Source organism: Mycoplasma sp. AC157 (assembly GCF_054343415.1).
Genome location: NZ_JBTGVE010000004.1, coordinates 25412 through 45311, shown reverse-complemented (window position 1 = coordinate 45311; position 19900 = coordinate 25412). Strand labels below are relative to the sequence as shown.

15 protein-coding genes are annotated in these 19900 nt (G+C 26.3%); 2 read left to right on the top strand and 13 right to left on the bottom strand.

Features of this window, described 5'->3' with window-relative positions; all coding sequences use genetic code 4:
* Position 1 precedes the first annotated feature (1 nt).
* The 13 genes from ACXX84_RS01175 to ACXX84_RS01115 all read right to left on the bottom strand — a co-directional run bounded on the left by ACXX84_RS01175 (position 2) and on the right by ACXX84_RS01115 (position 17603).
* The gene (locus ACXX84_RS01175; protein ID WP_458559289.1) at positions 2–955 is read right to left on the bottom strand and encodes a carbohydrate ABC transporter permease; all 954 of its coding nucleotides are present in this window, start codon (positions 953–955) and stop codon (positions 2–4) included.
* The gene (locus tag ACXX84_RS01170; RefSeq protein WP_436358786.1) at positions 921–1934 is read right to left on the bottom strand and encodes a carbohydrate ABC transporter permease; all 1014 of its coding nucleotides are present in this window, start codon (positions 1932–1934) and stop codon (positions 921–923) included. Before ACXX84_RS01170 ends, ACXX84_RS01175 begins: the two co-directional genes overlap by 35 nt.
* Positions 1934–3667, bottom strand: a complete 1734-nt coding sequence (locus ACXX84_RS01165; RefSeq protein ID WP_458572753.1) for an ATP-binding cassette domain-containing protein — start codon at positions 3665–3667, stop codon at positions 1934–1936. Before ACXX84_RS01165 ends, ACXX84_RS01170 begins: the two co-directional genes overlap by 1 nt.
* Complete coding sequence (locus ACXX84_RS01160) at positions 3648–4406, bottom strand: thermonuclease family protein (RefSeq protein WP_458560412.1); 759 nt, start codon at positions 4404–4406, stop codon at positions 3648–3650. Before ACXX84_RS01160 ends, ACXX84_RS01165 begins: the two co-directional genes overlap by 20 nt.
* Positions 4406–6616, bottom strand: a complete 2211-nt coding sequence (locus ACXX84_RS01155; RefSeq protein WP_458560413.1) for a P68 family surface lipoprotein — start codon at positions 6614–6616, stop codon at positions 4406–4408. The genes ACXX84_RS01160 and ACXX84_RS01155 overlap by 1 nt, the downstream gene beginning before the upstream one ends.
* Positions 6617–6736: 120 nt before the next feature.
* Positions 6737–8557 (bottom strand): alpha-amylase family glycosyl hydrolase, encoded by a 1821-nt coding sequence (locus ACXX84_RS01150; RefSeq protein WP_458561021.1) that lies wholly within the window; start codon positions 8555–8557, stop codon positions 6737–6739.
* Positions 8523–9062: a hypothetical protein gene (locus ACXX84_RS01145; protein WP_458561020.1), complete on the bottom strand. Its 540-nt coding sequence runs from the start codon at positions 9060–9062 to the stop codon at positions 8523–8525. The genes ACXX84_RS01150 and ACXX84_RS01145 overlap by 35 nt, the downstream gene beginning before the upstream one ends.
* A 1-nt stretch (position 9063) precedes the next feature.
* Positions 9064–10266: an ABC transporter ATP-binding protein gene (locus ACXX84_RS01140; RefSeq protein WP_458572752.1), complete on the bottom strand. Its 1203-nt coding sequence runs from the start codon at positions 10264–10266 to the stop codon at positions 9064–9066.
* Between the two features lies 1 nt (position 10267).
* Positions 10268–11218 carry a sugar ABC transporter permease gene (locus ACXX84_RS01135; RefSeq protein ID WP_458560596.1) on the bottom strand — a complete coding sequence of 317 codons (951 nt, stop codon included), beginning with the start codon at positions 11216–11218 and terminating at the stop codon, positions 10268–10270.
* A 1-nt stretch (position 11219) separates the two neighbouring features.
* Positions 11220–14354 (bottom strand): ABC transporter permease subunit, encoded by a 3135-nt coding sequence (locus ACXX84_RS01130; protein WP_458572751.1) that lies wholly within the window; start codon positions 14352–14354, stop codon positions 11220–11222.
* A complete protein-coding gene (locus ACXX84_RS01125; RefSeq protein ID WP_458561017.1) occupies positions 14354–14842 on the bottom strand; it encodes a hypothetical protein in 489 nt (162 codons plus the stop codon). Before ACXX84_RS01125 ends, ACXX84_RS01130 begins: the two co-directional genes overlap by 1 nt.
* A 2-nt stretch (positions 14843–14844) precedes the next feature.
* On the bottom strand, positions 14845–17184 hold the full coding sequence (locus ACXX84_RS01120) for a hypothetical protein (protein WP_458572750.1): 2340 nt from the start codon (positions 17182–17184) through the stop codon (positions 14845–14847).
* Between the two features lie 23 nt (positions 17185–17207).
* Positions 17208–17603, bottom strand: a complete 396-nt coding sequence (locus ACXX84_RS01115) for a hypothetical protein (RefSeq protein WP_458560592.1) — start codon at positions 17601–17603, stop codon at positions 17208–17210.
* Between the two features lie 338 nt (positions 17604–17941).
* Here ACXX84_RS01115 and ACXX84_RS01110 point away from each other — a divergent pair, with 338 nt between their 5' ends.
* Positions 17942–18931, top strand: a complete 990-nt coding sequence (locus ACXX84_RS01110) for a DHH family phosphoesterase (protein ID WP_436358774.1) — start codon at positions 17942–17944, stop codon at positions 18929–18931.
* Positions 18918–19889: a DHH family phosphoesterase gene (locus ACXX84_RS01105; RefSeq protein WP_458572749.1), complete on the top strand. Its 972-nt coding sequence runs from the start codon at positions 18918–18920 to the stop codon at positions 19887–19889. Before ACXX84_RS01110 ends, ACXX84_RS01105 begins: the two co-directional genes overlap by 14 nt.
* Positions 19890–19900 lie beyond the last annotated feature (11 nt).

The following is a 19900-nucleotide window of genomic DNA, read 5'->3' as shown; positions in this document are numbered from 1 at the left end:
ATTATCCTTTAATTGTTGAACCTTGTCTAGATATTGCGTTAAGAATTTTTCTTCTAAATAAGAAGTAAGTTATGAACATTGGAAGAATAGCCAAAATTGCACCTGCAAGTTTTACATTTTTAAATAATTTTATTGGATCATCCGGATCTGGATTCACCCCAACATCTAATAGATAAATATTAATTAATTGTACTGGTGAATCTTTTCCTAAAATTAATAAAGGTCATAATAGTGAATTTCAAGCAGCAAATGCAGTTAAAATACCAACTGTTCATATGGTTGGTGTCACCATTGGAATTGCAACTTTGAAAAAGAAATTAATTCCTGTACATCCATCTACCATTGCAGCTTCTTTTATTCTATCAGGAATATCTTCAAAAGCATTTCTGAACATAAAACCAGAAAATACAGAAGCAGCATATGGCATAATTAAAGATATAGATAATCAAAAAGCATTTGTTTCTCATTTTAGTGTTATTATCGTTTTATATTGTCCAATAAAAAGGGCAACTTCTGGCAAAATTAGTATTGAGAGAAAAAACAATCAAGATAGTTTTTTAAATTTTCATTTTTTTAATGAAAAAGCATATCCAAATGTAGCAGAAAAGAAGAGTTTTACAATAACTGATACAAAAGTTACTAAAAGACTTCAACCCAAAGCTTCTCAATAACCATCATTTAAAGCTCTTGAAAAATTATCTCATTGAAATTTTTCTGGAAATAAAACAATTTCATTAACTCTTTCGTTTGCTTGATCATCTGGTGCCAGAGCAAAAACAAGCATAAAATAAAAAGGAAAAATAATTATTACACCAAAAACCAGTAAGATTAATAATTTAACTGACAAGGATAAAATGGATTTTCATAAAGAAACATTTCTAACTTCAGAAGAAATTTTTTCTATTTTTCTTTGTGAAATCTTATTTGAGATTCAGTTTTGTAACTTTAACAGCATTCAGAACATGTCTTTCTCCTAACTTATTTATTGTTAATAAAATTATTTTTATCCCTTGTTTTAAGAAAGTTGATAAAGCTAAACCAAGAAGAAAGAGAATAATTGTAGCTGCTCCAGCTAAATCATAATGTCCTTGTTTTACCATATCGTAGATAAAGAGAATTATGGTGGAACCACCATTAGTTTTTGCTGCATTTAAATCATTATTAAATATAGCAATAGGGAAAACTTTTATTCCACCTATAATTCCTATTGTAATTAAGAAATTTAAAGTTTTTGTTATTGATGGTAAGGTAATTTTGAAAAATTGTTTAGTTTTTGAAGCACCATCGATAGCAGCTGCTTTGTAAAGAGTTCTATCAACTCCAAGCATTGCAGTTGTAATGATTAAAATTTGAAAAGCTAAATTTTTTCATATTCCATATACTAAAATTACAAAAATAGCATTATATGACTGATAATGTCCGGAATTTAGTCATCTAGTTTCAATTCCAAAAATTTTGTTAACTATACCTATTTGTGTATCAAATATATAGGCAAAAGTTATGGAAATGGCAATTGCACTTGTTATATAAGGTAAAAAGAAAATTGTTTGTCAAAATCCTCTAGCTCATTTTTGAACAAGTGAAGAAATAACACTAGAAATTAATATCGAAATAACTAAAGTTATTGGTAAAGATAAAATGGAATAAATTAAGGAATTTCTAACACCAATTTTAAAGTTATTATCATTTAACACATCTACAAAGGCATTAAATCCATATTCAATTTGTTGAGCATCGTTTGGATCTGATTGATAACTAATTGATGAACCGATTGAAAAAATAAAAGGGAAAATTGTGAATAAAACTATGATGAATAGAGAAGGTAATAAAAGTAAAAAAGGTTTTCAATAAGCAACTTTTTTATCTAAAATCCCTAAATCTTTTTTAGTTTGTTTTTGTTTTCTTTGCAAAAGAAATGAATAAATTTTTCTCATTAGATATCAATTCTTTCTTTAGTTATTGAATCGAATAAATGAATTTTATTTGCAGGAATGTTGAATTTAACTTCTTCATTGATCTCATACATTTTTTTCAATTTTAAGAAAATGTTAAATGTAGCAACATTATCAACTTCTATTTTAGCGAAAATCTCTTTTCCTAAATATTCAATGGAAACTATTTTTCCTGTAAGTTTCCCGTTTAAGGATTCTTGAATATCTTCTGCTCTAATTCCTACTCTTACATTTTCTAAATTAGTTTCAAAGTGTTTTAATACTACATCATTTAAAAATACGTGATTTTCCTTTATATTTGCATCAAATATAGTCATTTCAGGTATTCCTAAAAACTTAGCAACAAACTCATTTTTTGGTTTATTATAAAGTTCCATAGGAGTTCCTATTTGCTGAATTTTTCCAAAAGACATACATACTATTTTATCTGAAATTGACATCGCTTCTTCTTGATCGTGAGTAACAAAAACAGTTGTTAATCCTAATTCAGACTGTATTTTTCTAATTCATTGTCTTGTTTGAACTCTTAATTTAGCATCTAAGTTAGATAAAGGTTCATCCATTAAAATAATTTTTGGTTCTCTTACTATACCCCTAGCAATGGCAACTCTTTGTTGTTGTCCTCCAGATAATTTAGTTGGTTTTTTATGTAAATTTTTTGTAATTTCTACTTTTTCAGCAACATTTAAAACAGCATTTTCTATTGCTTTTTTAATAGAAATATTTTTAGTTTGTAATTCTTTAAATCTATTAGTTTCATCAACATTTAATTTAGAAATATCAAGAGTATATTTTTTAATTAATTCTTTTTGATAGGAATAATAGTCATTTTTGGTTATTTGAACTACTGATTTATATATACCTTTAAGTTGTTTTAACTCCAAATATTCACTATTTTGTTTTAATAATTGTTTTTCTTTTTCAATTTCATTTTTCAATGATTTTCTTAAATCTGAATATTTAGTTTTTATTTCTTTAATTTTAAGAGAATGTTCATATCTTGTTAATTTTGCATCTAAGCTTTTGTCTTTTAATTTTTCAATAGTATCTAAATTTGCTTTTTTCTGTTCATTTTGTTTTTTGATTAAAGCTAATTCATAATTACTATTAAGTTCATTTAATTTTTTATAAACACTAGAATTTAAATTATTAATTTCTAAATTTAATTCTTTATAAACATCAAAGAAGTTAAAAAGCAATTTATTAAAATTATCAATTTCTTGTTTAGTTGCACCATTTTTTTCTAAAATAATTAAATTTGCTTCATGCTGTGCTTTGGTAGATTTTTCAATCATTCTAACTTTTCAAGTTTTATCATTGGTTAAAGGGAAAGAAATATTATCATAAACATTTAAATGTGGATATAAAGCATAATTTTGAAATACTAAACCAATTTTTCTGTCTTGAGGAGTAGTTTTAGTTATATCTACACCTTCAAATAAAATTTGTCCGCTTGTAGGTGTTAATAATCCAGCAATAGCATTTAAAGTAGTAGTTTTACCACAACCAGAAGGACCGAGTAAAGTTACCAATTCTCCCTTTTTTATCTGTATATTTGCATTATCAACTGCTACAGTTTCTCCATAGTCAATTACTAAATTTTTTATTTCAATAGCGTTTAACTCATCTTTATTTTTATATCTTTCATCAGCTGTTTTTTTGATTTTCCTTATAAATTCATATATCTCAGCTTTATTAATTTTTTTGATTTGCATTTTTCTCACTTTCTTCATTATCAACATTTGTTTTATGTCTTGATAAAACGTTATCTTCTGTAGATTTTAAAAATACTTGATATTGTGGAACACCTCTAGATTTATAAACTTTTTGTGCAAATTCATAAAGTTCACTTTCTGAATTAATATTTTGATAAAAATTTCTATGATTTTTCATAGCATCATAAAAAGCGTTTCACATTTTTATACCTTCATAATATTCTACATTTGTCTTAAAACTAACATCTCAAGCTTTTTTTAAATTTGGTAAGGTTAACCCTTCTCTGATTATTTCTACAGAATAATCTTTTCAAATATTGTTTTGTTTATAAAAAATTCAACCCACTACTCTTTCGTAAGATCTAGTAACTTTACTTCCATAAATAAAAGTTACTTCTGTTCCAGGAGGTAAAGTATTTTCTCCAAATTTGGATGCTTTTTCAGCTCAACTTTTTTCAAAATCATCTATTTTATGATCTTTACCTAAATTTTTTTCAGGTGTATCAATTCCAGCAACTCTAATAGATTGTTGTCCTTCTATTGTTTGGTTATCTCCAAAATCTAAAACAGGTGTATCTCCATCTTTTCATTTAACTATTTTTGCATTTAATTTTTCAAATGGAGGTAAATCAGTTGATTCTTTGAAATATTTAGCTTCGTTATTATTACAAGAAACAACAAAAGGTATCGCTATATATGGAAAAACAACCAATGAGGTTGCTTTTATAATTTTTTTCATTATTTAGTAAATGATGCTCCTAATAGGTTTTTAAGAGCTGCTAAGTATTCTTCAAATGTTTCAGCTTTACCTTTATTATTTGCTGCTCTATCTGCGTAATTAGTGAATGAAGTATCTATTCCATCTCTAAAAGTTGAAGATCTTGAATCTGTTGGGTCTTCATAAATAGCATATTGATCTTTGTCTGCACCTTCTGTTGCTTTTTTAAATAATCCAAATGCTTCTTTATTGAATTTATCATAACCTGCTGGTGCTTCTTTACTTAAAACTCCTTCAGAAGCCACAATGTATCCACTGTGTTGTCCAAAGAATTCAAGTGGAGTTAAGTTTGTGTAGTTTTTAGCTTTATCATCTTTACCGACTGTTCAATCTTGTTTTTCTGTTATATATCATTTTAAGAAATTTAAAGTTGCTAAATCTTCAACTTTATTTGAGTGAATACCAATTAAAGAAGGTCCTTGAGCAATAATTGTTTTTTTAGCATTATCAGTTTTAGTTGTATAGAAAGGATTAGAAACATATCCTAACTCATTTTCTTGAAGAGTTTCTGTGGAATCATGAGAAACTTTACGGAATCCGTCTGATTGATCTGTTTTTTCTCATTTAATATCAATTAAATAAGCATCGTAACCACCTGATTTTCCGGCTGGAATAATATATTTTTGTTCTATTTCTTCTTTTAAATCTTTAAAACTAGAATTTGTAGAAGAAATTCCTAATTTTTCTCCGGCAGCTGCATTTGAAAACTTAGATAATTTTTGCAATGCATCTTTTCATTCTTGTGTTGCTTCAATGTTTTTGTTTCCTTCTTTATTAAATTCTGAAGCCCCTGTTCCATTTTTATCATAAATATAAACATATTTGGTATTAGCATCTACAGTTTTACTTGCACTATATAATTTAGCAATTACACCTTTAGCAATTTCTTCTGCTGTTGGTTTATAAATGTAATTTGCATAGTCCGCTGTTACTTTATCTTCAATTTTCTTAGAACCAGAATTGATTGTTAAAATGTATTCTGAATATCCATTTTTTGAAAAATTATGTCTATATCCAGCTGTTGAAGCAATTGCAAAAGCAAGTTGATGTCCTTTTAGACGATTTGACGAATAATCGGAATTTTCCTTTATAAATAGAGATTTTTCATTAATTAATTTTGCTATTTTTTCAAAACTTTTCTTGAAAAGTTCGTTTCTTTCTGTTCCTTTTTTCAATGCATTTACATAATCAACGGAAGTCTGTTTATCATTTAATCCAAATAAGAATTTAGAGTAATCTCCATCAACATCTGAAAATGCCATTAAGTATAATAAACTTGAAATTGAGTCAACTCCAAAAACATTTTCTGCTCTTTTGTTAATATCTCCTTCTGGTGCTTTTGGGAAGGATTTTTTGATTCTTGAAACTAAGTCAAATAGTGAATCATAACTTTCAAATACATCTTTTCTAAACTCATATCCACCTAAACCACCTTCAGCTTTAGTTGATGCTACATAGTCTTTTCAAACAGTTTTAACAAATGTTTCATCATGGTTGGATTTTGTGATTTCATCGAAAAACGCTTTATCTTCTGCTTTAATTGTAGCTTTTTTATTCCCTAAAGTTTCTGCTGTTGCTTGTCTAATGATGTAACCAAAAACTTCTTTGTTAATAGTTATAACTTGAGATGATCTACTACTTGGAATTAATCATAATGAATCTTTATCCCCTTTTTTACTAATTCCTGCTATTTGAGTATTGCTTTGTAAAAATTTGTCTGAGAAAGTAGATCTAACAGCTTCAGCTAATTTAACTGCTTTTTCTTCTGGTGTAGAACCATTTAAATCTAGTTGCATATTGTATTTAGCTAAAGTACCTACTATTGCTGGATAGTTGAATGCAACATTATATAAACTATTTGCTGCTTTTGCTGTTAATTTTTGTTCTAAGTCTGATGTTAATCCGTTATATCCACCATTGATAGCAAATAATTCTAATTTTAAATAATTTTTGTTGTTTGTATCTTTAACTTCTGCTTTGTTGTTTCATTTTTCTACAATTGCTTGTAATGCTTCAGTTTGTGCACCTGTAGAACCAAATGTGTTAGCTATTTTAATTGTTTCATCGTTAGTTTGATCAAATCTTGTTTCTCTGGAACAAGATACTAAACCAGTTAATGATGCCCCTGCTAAGGTTAAACTTGATAATGTTAATAATGTTTTCTTTTTCATATTCCCCTCTTTTTTTGTTTAAAAAAATTAGAACAAATGAATTTTGTAAAATTTGTTTAATTTTGTTCTAATGTTTTTTCATAATTAAAAATATTATAATCTAATTTTTTGAAATTTCAATTATTTTATTTTTAAAATTATTAATCCCATATTTCCAATTGAAATTTGCTTATTATTTACCTTGGAATTATAAGAATAAATGGTTTCTACTTCTACACCATCTTTAAGTTTATAATTAATATTATCATTAATTCCAACAGTGTTTATAAATAGATATTTTTCTTGTTTATCTTTACTTTGTCTAATAATAGTTTGGTCTGAAGTGTTTTCAAGATAATTTGAAGCATCTCCGATTGTCTCTAAATCTTGAGAGTACATAAAAGGGTGCTTGCTTCTAAAGTCTAATAAAAATTTAATTATTGAATAAATAGAATTTTTATCTTTAACTTGATCTTCAACATATGGGGTATCTTTTGAAAAATTTAAATGAATATAGTCATTTAGACTTTTCTTTTCTTTGAATTCTACTCTTTTAGATGTATCTTTTCATTTAAAAGGTTCTCTTATACCAGGATCACCAAAAGTTTTATTTGCATGCATCATTAACTCATCACCATGGTAAATAATAGGGGTTGATGGTAATATTAAAAGGTAAAAGTAAGCATTTCTTATTGCGTCTTTTTCTCTTTGTGATAGTGGCGTATTTAATTCACTTGCCTTTAAAGGACTATCAAAGGTTTCTGGATCTTTGGTAGGTCTTGGCATATTTACTCTAAATGAATTAATTCATCTATCAGTATCATGATTAGTTAAAAAAGGTACTCAAGGATGTTCTTGGTGCGATCCTATTTTAGTTAATTGATTATTTAAATCATCTTTATTAATTGAAACGAATCAATTTTCTTTTCAATGTTTTCCATCATAAATGGTTCCAAGTGCTTTTTCATTATTATAATTAAAGTATACAGTAGCTTTTAAAGCATCATCTAGTCACTCACCCATCATAAAAATATCTTTATGAAGATTTTGGGATTGAAGAGCTTCTTGAGAACTTTTTCTAAGTTCACTAAAGATTTTTTGTTCATTATAGTTATTTTTTGTTTCTCCCATTGAAGAGAAAAACTCAGCAAAAGCATCATATCTAAATCCATCTACTCCTATTTTGGTTCAATAAGATTGAATGTGTTTTAATTCTTCAATAACTTCTGGATTATCTAAATTGAGATCAGGCATTCCTGCTCAAAATTTAGAAGTATAAAATTTATTAGTTGCGTGTTTATCTTTTAAATTAGGAAATAAAGAGCGTAACTCTGAACTATCTTGATTAGTATCTTGTATTTTTGTACTATAAAAGCGATAAAAATTCTTGTATTTCGAATCACCTTCCAGTGCCTTTTGAAATCAAGGGTGTTCAAAAGATGTGTGGTTAAACACTAAATCTAAATAAACTTTTATTCCTTTTTTATGTGCTTCTTTTAGAAAATCTAAAAATGCTTCTTTTCCACCTAATTCTGCTGCTACATCTGTATAATCGATCACATCATAACCGTGATATGAACTAGCTGGATGAATTGGGGAAAGATATAATTGATCAATACCTAAATTAGTAAAATAATCTAAATTGTTTTTTAAACCTATAAAATCTCCAATACCATCGTTGTTTCCATCAGCAAAGGAATAAACCAGTACTTGATAAATAACTGAAGAGTTTTTTTCATTTTTGACTAAAGGTGCTACTAACTTTGCATTTTCATCATCTTCTTTATATGATAGTTTATTAGTTTTATCTTTATAAAATTGTTTGTCTCCTCAAAAAGAAAAGTCTTTGTGAAAATTATCTGTGTTGGTGCATGATGTTAATAAACTATATGATAAAAGCGGAAATGCTCCGCTTTTTATCATAAACTTAACTAGCGATTTGTTTCAAGTTTTCTTTTTCATTTTTGATTAAATATCCATAATTTTTTAAAGAAAAGATTCCAAAAATAGCAACAACTACAGAAAAAGCAAATAATAATCAACCTGAAATATAGTTAGGTGGATAAATAATTTTTGTTTCATCTCTTTCGTCGATTGGGGGTTGGAAAGAAAGTAAAACAGATACTAAAATTATCACTAATACTAAAAGAATAATGTTTATTTTAATTAATAAACTTGTATTATTTTTTTGCTTAATTAATAAAATTAAAGAATATATTGCAATTATTATTATTGTTAATCATAAAACTGAACTTAATACTCAAAATGTTTTAAATATAGGAATTTGAGGATTAATAACAGAACTTTCGTTAAAAGCTGCTTCTGTTGTATAAATTTGCTTTTCTATTTCTAAATACTTATTTGCTGAATTGTAAAAAGCAAAAAATAAACCAAAACTAACTAATGAAACAACAATACATAAAATAAAGAAAATTTTTCTATATTTGTAAGTTTTAAAAAAATGCATATTAATTTAATCTTTCTTCTGTTTCTTTATCAAAAATATGAATTCTGCTTTCGTTGAAACTTACTCATACTTCTTGGTAAAGTTCAAAGTCTCTATTATTAAGAACTGTAGATACAACTTCAACATTATCGGAAATTTTTACAACAATTGATAACTCTTTTCCAAGAGATTCAATGTTGAAAATTTTTCCTTTAACTGAATTAGCAACTTCTTTTTCGTTGATTAAAACATCTTCTGTTCTAAATCCAACTATTAAGTCTTTGTATTTAGATAATTTTTCTTTATTTTCTTCTGGAAGATTTAAAGAAAAATTGATTCCATCTAATTTAAAAGTATTATTGTTGTTTATTCCATTTAGTAAGTTAATTGTTGGAGAACCAATAAATTTAGCAACAAAAACGTTTGCTGGTCTAAAATATAAATCTTTACTTGTTCCGTTTTGTTGAATTTTTCCTTCATTTAAAACAACAATTTGATCACCCATTGTCATCGCTTCCAATTGATCGTGTGTTACGTAAATTGATGTTGTGTTTAAAAGTCTATGAATAGAGACAATTTCTCTACGCATTGATTCTCTTAATTTAGCATCTAAGTTAGATAAAGGTTCATCCATTAAGAAAATAGAAGGTTTTCTAACAATAGCTCTACCGATAGCAACTCTTTGTCTTTGTCCTCCTGATAAATCACGAGGTTTGTTATATAGATAATTATCAATTTTTAAAATTTTTGCTGCATCTTTAACTCTTCGATCGATTATATCTTTTCTTTCTTTTGCAATTCTTAATCCAAAGCTCATATTATTATAAACATTCATATGTGGATAAAGAGCATAAGATTGGAAAACCATAGCAATGTTTCTTTCAGAAGGTGAAAGATTGTTAAATCTTTTGCCATTGAAAAGTAAATCACCTTTGGTAATTGAGTTTAAACCTGCAATCATTCTTAGTAAAGTTGTTTTACCACAACCAGATGGACCAAGGAAAATACAGAATTTTCCTGCCTCTATGGTTAAGTTAATATCTTTTAAAGTTCACTTGTCGTTTCCTTCATATTTTTTAGATAAGTTAACTAATTGAATTTTTCCACCAGTTGTTTTTTGTCCAACTTCTCCGATTTCATTTAAGAATTTATCGAATTCTAAATCGTATGAATTAATGTCATCTAGTTCATTATTTTCTAAAATCATTTCTGTTTTTTTTTTCATATTATCCTTTCACCGCTCCGTCAGAAAGTCCTCCAACGATATGTCTTTGTGAGAACATAAATAGTACAAATGGTGGTATAGAAGCAAGTAAAGCACCTGCTGAATAAGCACCAACGTTAATTTCTTTATCTTCTGCTGTAATAAAGCTGTCTAACCCAACAGCAAGTGTTGTTTGATCTCTGTTTGTAATTGCAAATTTTGGTAGAATTACATCTCCAAAAGGAATCAAGAATGATCATAAAGCAATAATTGCTATCATTGGTCTTGCAACTGGTAATAATATTTTAGTAAATAGTTTTCAGTTTCCACAACCATCAATTTTTGCTGAATCATCTAATTCTCTTGAGATGGAATCTAAATAACTTTTAAACACAAAAGTATTTCCTGCAATTGCTCCACCTGAATAAATTATTGTTAAGGTTATTCTGGGATCGATTCCAAGTGAGTCCCTACCAAGAGCAACAATAATATAAAGAGAAATTAGTGAAGCTGTTGATGGAATCATTTGTAAAAGCATAATTACAGAAAGAGAATGTTTTGAACCTGCAAATTTAAATCTTGAATATGCATAACCATTAAAGGCAACAAATACTACAGTTATAAGCATTGTGCTAACAGCTATTGCTAAAGTATTTATATATCAATTTACATATTTACTTCTTACATTAGTGAATAAATAAGTAAAGTTATCAAAACCAAATTTATATAATTCTGGTGATAATGATAAATATTTTTTGTTAAATGTATTAAATGATGCTAATATCATTGAAACTACTGGGAATAAAATTACAAAAGTTCAAGTAATTAATAGAATATAGTTAAAAAATAAGAATATTGCTTCTGCTATAGTTAAAGGTTTAGAATCTGAAGTATGAATTCTTGTTTTGTTGTTTTTAAATGAAGAAAACTTTATTTTGTTTTCATTAATTTTACTTTTTAAAGAAAATTTCATCTTATCTTCCTCCTTTTGCTGCGTTTTTAGCAAATCCGTAAGCTGCAATAGAAACTGAGAACACTGATGCTAAAATAACAAGAGCTGATGAGAAAGCAACGTTTCCATCAATTTGTACTGCAGTTGTTAGTTTATAAATTCATGAAATAATAATATCTGAACCTGATTCACTAAATGTTGTTTGGTCTGAATAAGCAGGACCACCATTAGAGAATAAAGAAATAATTGTGAAATTATTAAACATAAATGTAAATTGTCCAATTAATAATGGAGCTAATGAAGAAACTAAAATTGGTAATGTAATATGTCTAAATAATTTAGAACGTTTAGCACCATCAATTTCTCCAGCTTCATAAATATCTTTTGGAATTGCTTGTAAGTTTCCAGTAATTAATAAGAAAATGTAAGAGTGTCCTAATCAAGTTTGAATTACTATTAATAGGAATCTTACTCAAGTAATACTTCCAAAGAAGTTAATACTGTTTTCAATTAAACCTAATTTAAGTAATATGTAGTTAATATATGAATTAGAATCCCCTTGGAAAGCAGATTTTAAGAAAATAATTGTAACAAAGGCAGGAATAGCTCATGGAATAATGTAAATTAATCTAAAGAATTTTTTACCTTTGATTTTTTCCATATTAACTAATACAGCAAATAAAGTACCTACTACAATTACTGAAAATGCTGCTACAAATGTTCAAATTAATGTTCATGAAACAACTCTTAAAAGAGAAGTTAATAAACCATTATTTCTAAATAATCATCATTTTCCGTATTGTGTAAACCCAACTCAATCTACTGTTTGAGCAGGTGGAGTATGTTGGAATCCTGTGTTTGATAAAGAAATAAATAGTGAAGTTATTAAAGGAACTACAACTATAAAGGCAATCAAGAATCAACCAGGAATTGATATTAATCAAGGGAAACCTTGCTCTGAAAGTCATTTTTTAGTTTGAGTTCAGTTTTGCGGTCTCATTCCTTCTTCAAGGAATTTTCCTTGTCTATAAGCACCCACTGCACTTGCAACTACATAAGCAATAGTAATTCCAAGCAAGATAAACGATGCTGCTGCCCCAAACATTCAGAACCTTGCATCTGGTAAAATACCTAAATCAAAGTTATGTGAACTTTTTCCTAAATCAATAATTCCTTGAATTCCACCAATTTTATTTCAAGTAATACCTAATGAAAAAGGTACAAATACTAAGTATAAAAAGACACTTAATAAAGTTAAAAGGATTCCTTTTTTATACTCTTTAAATAATATTAATTGTGCTAAACCTGGAAATAGTAAATTAAGGAATAATCCTTTATATTTAGCACCTTTTTTATTTTCAGTTGGAATTTGTTTTATAGCTTCAACCACTTTAGATTCATAAATCTTTTTAGTAATTTTAAGCTGAGCAGATAATCTGCTATATTGTGTTTTAACTACAACTTTATTTTTTTCTTTTTCATTATGTAGTTTTAATGAAACTAATTTTTCTTTATAAAGGATTTTTTCTTCTTTTAATTTAAAAGCATAAGCTTTTTTAGTGATGTCTTTCTTTTTGAAACGATCTTTTAAAATAGAAAGTTTTTCTTTATATTCTTTTCTTAAATCAGAAATTTGTTTTTTGTATTTTTCTTTATCTTCTTTAGTTTCATTTAATAAGATTTTGTGTAATTTAAGTTTTGCATCTTTAATTTCAGATGCTGAAAAATTAAGTTGTTTATTTGAATCAGTTGCATATTCATATAAGGCTTCTGATTTTTTAAGAAGAAAATCACCATCATATGAATATTCTTGTTTTAATTTACCTAATTTTTTATAGTAATTAGATTTAACTAAAGCTTTAACATTTTTTATTTTTTTACCTTTTAGTAATAAAGGTAGATTTTTATTTAAAATGATGTTTAGTTTGTTTTTGTCATCTTTGTTTAACTCTTTAGTTTTTTCTTCAATTTGTTGTACTAAAGAATCAAAATGAGTTTGTATTTTAAGTTCAATATTTTGATTGTATTTATTTTTATTTAAAAATTTATTTATTAATTCTTTTTTATATAAAGAATAAATAGTTTTTAAATGTTTTTCTTCATTTAGTTTTAAAAATTTGCTAATAAGTAATGCTTTATTATACTTTTCATTAAGTTTAAATAATGCTTTAGCTAATTTTAATTCTGATTTATATTCTTGTTTTAAGATTTTAGCTTGTTCTTGTTTATTTTGAAGATAATCTTTATATTTTTCTTCTTTTTCTTTACTTAAAGAAGAAATTTCTTGTTTTTTATTTTCAATTTTAGCAATTTTCTCTTTTAATTCTGATTTGATTTTTGCTAATTGCTCATCGTATTCTTTATTATAAAAAAATTCTGCTGCTAAAATTCTTTCTTTGTATTCTTTTTTTATTTTAAGCACTTCGCTTTTATACTCTTGTTTAGTTTCATGTTTAATTAAAGGAATTTGTTTTTCAATTTCTACTTTTTTAAGTTGAAATTTTTCTTTTTTAGTTTTTAGAGTTTTAAATAATTGTTCAATTTTTGTTTTCTCTTCTAAAACTAATTTTTGTTCTAATTTACTGAATTTTCCTTTATTTTCTTCAACTAAAGACTCCAAATCAGAGTAAATAAAATCTTCTTTTTTAAGTAATAATAAATATTTATAAATAATTAGTAGCATTGCCTTATGTCTTAATAATTTATGCTCATCAGATTTAGCTTTTTCTAAAATAGAAGTCATATTTTTTTCTTTTACTTCTACTTCATCAGCTGTTTTTATAAGCATTTTGTAATAATTATTTACATAATCTGCTGATTCAAGATTTTGTTTATCTATCTTTTTAATTTCAAAAATTATAAAAGATTTTAAACTATTAGAAATTTTTAGTTGTTTTTTTGTTTCTTTAACAACTTGAAGTTTATTTCTACTTGAAATTTTTAATGTTTCTAATGCTCTTTTTTGTTCAAATTCTAAATTTCTTTTTGCTTTAATAAAAAGTTCTCTATTTATTTTTTTCTTTAAATCAATTTCTCGTTTTTGTCTATCAAAAACATTTTTTGCTTGATTTAAAAAGTTAGAATAAGAAATTTTAGAATCATTTACTTTTCTGTCAAAAGATTCACCATATCAATTTCACATCTTGACTTTTTCCATTATTTACCTCCTTTATGTATTTTTATTTTTTCATAGTAATAATTTTGTCTCTTTAGTCTCAATTGAAACATTAAATAAATATTAATTAGTATCAAAAATGGAAAAGTGATACTTCAAAAAATAACAATTGTTAATCTTATTCAATTTTCTGTAATAGGCCCGCTTGAAAAATAGGGGACAAGCATAACTCCAACAAAAAGAGTTATCCAAACAAAACCAAATAAGTATGCGATTCCATTTTTTTTAGAAACTAAAATATTTACCAAATAACCTATTAAGATAAGTGAATTACTAATATAACCTACATACCTAAAGGTTAAAAAATTATTTATACTTTCTTTTTGAGATTCCAAGTTTAAATTATCATAAGAATTTGTTCCTAATATCAATCCATCCAGTAATCATAAAAGTAACAATATATTAGAAATAGAAAGAAGAATAATTAATAAGTAAAAAATTCTTCTTTCTATTTGTATTTTGGGTTTCATTATTATTTAATGTAATCTAATGCTTTACTACTATCTAAAGCAGCAACTGATTCTTGGAATTTTTTACTAAATTGTTCTTTTAATTTAGTTTGGAATGCTTCTAGAGTTTTAACATTATTTTCCGCAAGAGATTTATAAAATTCTTGGTTTCCTAAAATATTGTCATTTCATGTTCCTCAGAATTTTCCAAATTGTGGGTTACCTCTATCTAATCTTTCTTGTTGTAGTTTAAGAATTCCGTATCCACCGTCTTTTAATTCTGATATTGAAGAAATAACGTCAACAACTTTTTTAGCAACTGATGTATTTGTAGCTTCTAAAATAACATCTTCCACTTCTTTAATTGTAGCATCTGTTTTTTCTCCATTTAGTTGTTGCCCTTCTTTAGGGAATTTTTCTGTTGCTTTTTTAGAATTAAATACTTCTTTATATTCATCTTGTCATTTTAATCAATCTGCTTCATTAAAGAAGTTATTCATATATAGTTCTGCAGCTTTATTGATAATTTCATCTGAAACAGTTGTTTTAGCATATTTATTAGAAAATTCTTTTGCACGTTTTTTAACTTCTTCTAAAGCTTTTGTTTGAGAATCTTTTTCTTTGAATTTAGAAGAAAATTCCATCATTAATTTTGCGTCTTCAGTTGAACCACCAAAAATGTATGTTTCAACTTTTCTAACGTGTGCATTCCCTGTTTGACCTACTAATCATTCTTTTTCAAACTCAGCACCAGATTTAACTAAAGAAGGTGCGATTTGTCATGGTTCAGTACCACCTTTTAATTCATCTACATTTTGAATTCCTAGTAGTGCAGAAATTGCATTTCTTATTCCTGTAGCTTCTTTTAATTCACCTAATTTATTTATTAATTCATCAGAAACAAAAGGATATTTATCTTTTTCTTTTACATAAGTTTCTTTATATTTGTTTTGGTCTCCTAAAGGATTTGTTTTATCGTGTTCTTGACTTCAAGATTTTTCAGTTCCATAAACTTTAGCTAAGTTTTTATTAACTTCTGATAATAAATCATTGTATGCTTTAAATAAAGCATCATTGCTTGAATAATGTGTTTTTGTAACCATTGCTGTTAATTTAGAACTTCCTGTTGCAGCATCTCCATCTGAAAGATCTCTTAATTCTTTTTGTGTATTTGTAAAGTAAGGAACTTTTGTATCACCTTTAAAGTATCCATAGTATGATTCTGTTTTGAAAATTAATTTTAATACTTCTGCAATAGCTGCTTGTCTATCAGCAACTGCACCATTGTTTCTTGAGTTAATTGCTCATGATCATGTTCCTGGTGCTTGTGTATATCTAAGATCATCTTTTAATTTTGGAGCATTAAAGAATGTAGTAATTCCTTGTTGTGAAACTGTACCAAAATCTCATGAACCAACAAATGCATAATCAAGTTTTTTATTATGTAACAACTCAACAACTTTATTTTGAACTTCACCTTGGTTATTTTGTAAAAGAACTTTTAAAGCACCTTGGTCGATTCCTCTTTGTCCTCATACTGTGCTTTTGTATTCGTCAGCATTTTTAACAAAAGCCGCTTCATAAACAGGGAACAATAATTCTCCAACAACATCTAATGCTTTTGAAAAATTAGCATTGTTTGGATCTCCTTTTATAAATCCAGATGATCATTTATTTTTTGTAGTATCTTTGTAAACGATTTTTCCCATTTCACTTGTGCTAAGAATTGATGCTAAAACACCATTACCATATCATCCATCTTGAATTCTAAAGAATGCTTTTCCTGCTTTAACTAATTCAACCATTTCATCGGTTGATGTGTTTGCTAATTCTGTTTTAACTTCAACAAGTGTTTTACTTGACATTACAACTATACCTTCTTTGTTGTGAGCAAAGTTGTAGAATTTTCCGTTGTCTTTGTTTCCTTCTCTACCTTTAAATGTACCAAATTCGTTTACAAAACTTTTTTCTGCATCAGTTGCGTGAACTTCTTCAAGAATATCATCTTTTAATTTTGGGTCTCAAGCAGCTAATGTTCTTTTACTTAATAAGTCTGTTATTCTATCGTTTGGTGCATAAATTAAATCAGGTGCATTTTTATCTGTGCTACCAACATTTGTAATAGTATCAATTGCTCCAAAAACATCTTTTTCAACAAATTTAATTCTAAATCCTTTTTTATATAAATCTGTTTTAGCAAATTCATCTTCAACTGCTTTTCAAAATCCTTCTTGCTTACCTTCTCTTGCAACAATAATGTCTTTTGAATTTGCAAACTCATTTTGTGCTCCGCAAGCTACAAAAGCAGCCATTGGAGTTGCAAACACTGCTAAACTTAAAAATTTAAATAATTTTTTCTTCATAATTTTTATATATTTCTCCTAAGTTATTCAAAAACAATTTCATTATATTTTAAACAAGCTATGGAAACCACGATATTAAAAGGTGAAAGTACAAAAAGCATTAAAAATGTAATTTCTATTCAAACTAAAGTATGTCCTACTTCAGTTTTCGGTAAAATCCTTATTAATCTAATAATATAAATAATATTTGCAAAGAAAACAAATACAAAAACTGCTACTACTAATCTAAATTCAGTTTTTAATGATAAATCAAAAAATTTTTCTGCAAATGTTTCTTTATTATTAAAAGTAAATAATAATACCAAACATAGTAAAGCAACACTAAAAATTATTGCTGTAAAAAAAGAATATAAATGTTCAATAACTTTTGGTAAATACTTTCTTTCTAATGGTGGTTTTCCTAAAAATAAATTTTTCATTGTTTTTTAATTTCTACATAAAATATTGAAAGTAAAATAACTTCCATTAAAATTATAATACAAATATGCCGAAATATTCATTTTTTTTCCTATTTTTTTGAACAAAACCACCAAATTTTTGAACTTTTTTCCCAAAAAATAGGGAAAAAGGTTTGATATATAATATTTTTATATCAAAAAAACATATATTTTATTTAATTTTATTTTTTGACTTTTGCTTTTGCTTGATATTAATAGAATTTTAATTTTTGGCATTTTTTTAATAATTTAAGCAACTCTAAAAATATAAAATTATAATTATTTTTCAAAAAACAAATTATTAAAATATAATTAGAATTATGAAAAAAGGAACATATAAAATAATAAAAGAAGCGATTGAAAAATTTGATAACATTTTTATTTTTCATCACATAAGACCAGATGGTGACTGCCTTGGTTCTCAATTTGGTCTTGGACAATTAATCAAAGATAATTATCCAAACAAAAAAGTTTTCTATATTGGAGATTCAACTGGCATTTTAAATTTTCTTGAATTTAATCATTTTGACGAAAATCAATTAAAAGAAGAAGATTTTGAAAATTCATTAGGAATTGTAGTTGATGCTTCCAGTTCAGATCGTTTAGAAAAAAAAGAAATTATACTATCTAACAAAATTACCAAGATGACAAGAATTGATCATCATCCAAATGGAGCAGATATTAACTATGAATTTAACTGAATAGATTCTTCTTATTCTGCAGCAGCTGAAATGGTTGCTTATTTAGCTAAAATGGCTAAATGAAACATTTCTTTAAAAGCTGCTCAATATATTTACACTGGAATTTATACTGATTCAGGCAGATTTTTTTATAGCAACACAAGTAAAAGAACTTTTAATGTAGTCGAACATTTAATAAAAAAATCTAATTTAGATATTCATTTTATCCACAAAGCTCTTTCAGGAAAAACCATGAAAGAAATTAAATTCCAAGGAAAAGTGCTCTCTAATTTTAAAAATCAAGATAAAGTGATTTGATTCCATGTTACTCAAAAATTACAAGATGAACTTAATTTAAGTTATGAAGAAGCAAACCAAGTAAATATTCTCTCTAATATTGAAGATAATAGAATTTGAATTTTCTTTATCGATCAACCAGATAAAACAATAAGAGTAAGACTAAGATCTAATGGTCCAAAAGTTAATATAATTGCAAGAGAATATAATGGTGGTGGTCACGATAATGCTTCTGGGGCAATGATTAAAAATAAATCCAAAATCCAAGAAATAGTTAATAAAGCAATTAATCTTGTTAAAGAATTTGAAAAGGAAGAAAATGAAAATAGGTAATTTAAAAAAAATTGTAAACGAAATTGAAAATCATAATTCAATTGTCATTTTCCATCACATTCGCCCAGATGGTGATTGTCTTGGTTCTCAATTTGGTTTAAAAACACTAATTGAAGAAAATTTTCCAAATAAGAAAGTTTTTGCAGTTGGTGATTCTAAAAATACTTTAAATTTCTTGGATTTTTCTTTTAATAATGATCTAAGTGATGACATTTTAAAAGAGTCTTTAGCGATAATTGTTGATGCAAATTTTAAAGAAAGAATTGAAAAAAGAGAGTTATTAGACAAAAATATTTTTAAAAGTGTAATTAGAATTGATCATCATCCAAACGAAGATGATTTAAATACAACAACTAGATGAGTTGATTCTTCTTATATCGCTGCAGCTGAAATGATTGCTGACTTAGCTTTTAGCAGTAACTGAAAGGTTTCAACAAAAGCAGCAAAATACATTTATACGGGAATTTACACAGATTCTGGACGTTTTTTATTCTCTAATACAACACCAAGAACCTTATCTCTAACTGCTAAACTTTGAGAAACAGGCTTAAATATTGATGAACTTCATACAAACTTAACAAAAAATAGTGAAAGTGATTTACGTTTTCAATCATTTATTTTTAGCACTTTTAAAACATTTAAAAATGTTATTTACTATTCAATAACTCTTGAAGAACAAAAACAATACAACAAAACTCCTGCTGAAGCAACTAGACCAAATACTTTAGCTAATATAGATAATTACAGAATTTGACTTTCTTTTACAGAAGAAGAAACAAACAAATGAAGAGTAGAATTTAGATCTAATGGCCCAGTTGTAAGAAATGTTGCACTCAAATGAAATGGCGGTGGTCATGAAAGAGCTTCAGGCGCTATTATAAACAATGCAAAAGACATAATAAAAATAGTTGAAGATTGTCAACAAGAATATGAAAGATGAATCAAATTAAATAATTAAAGTCTTTATTA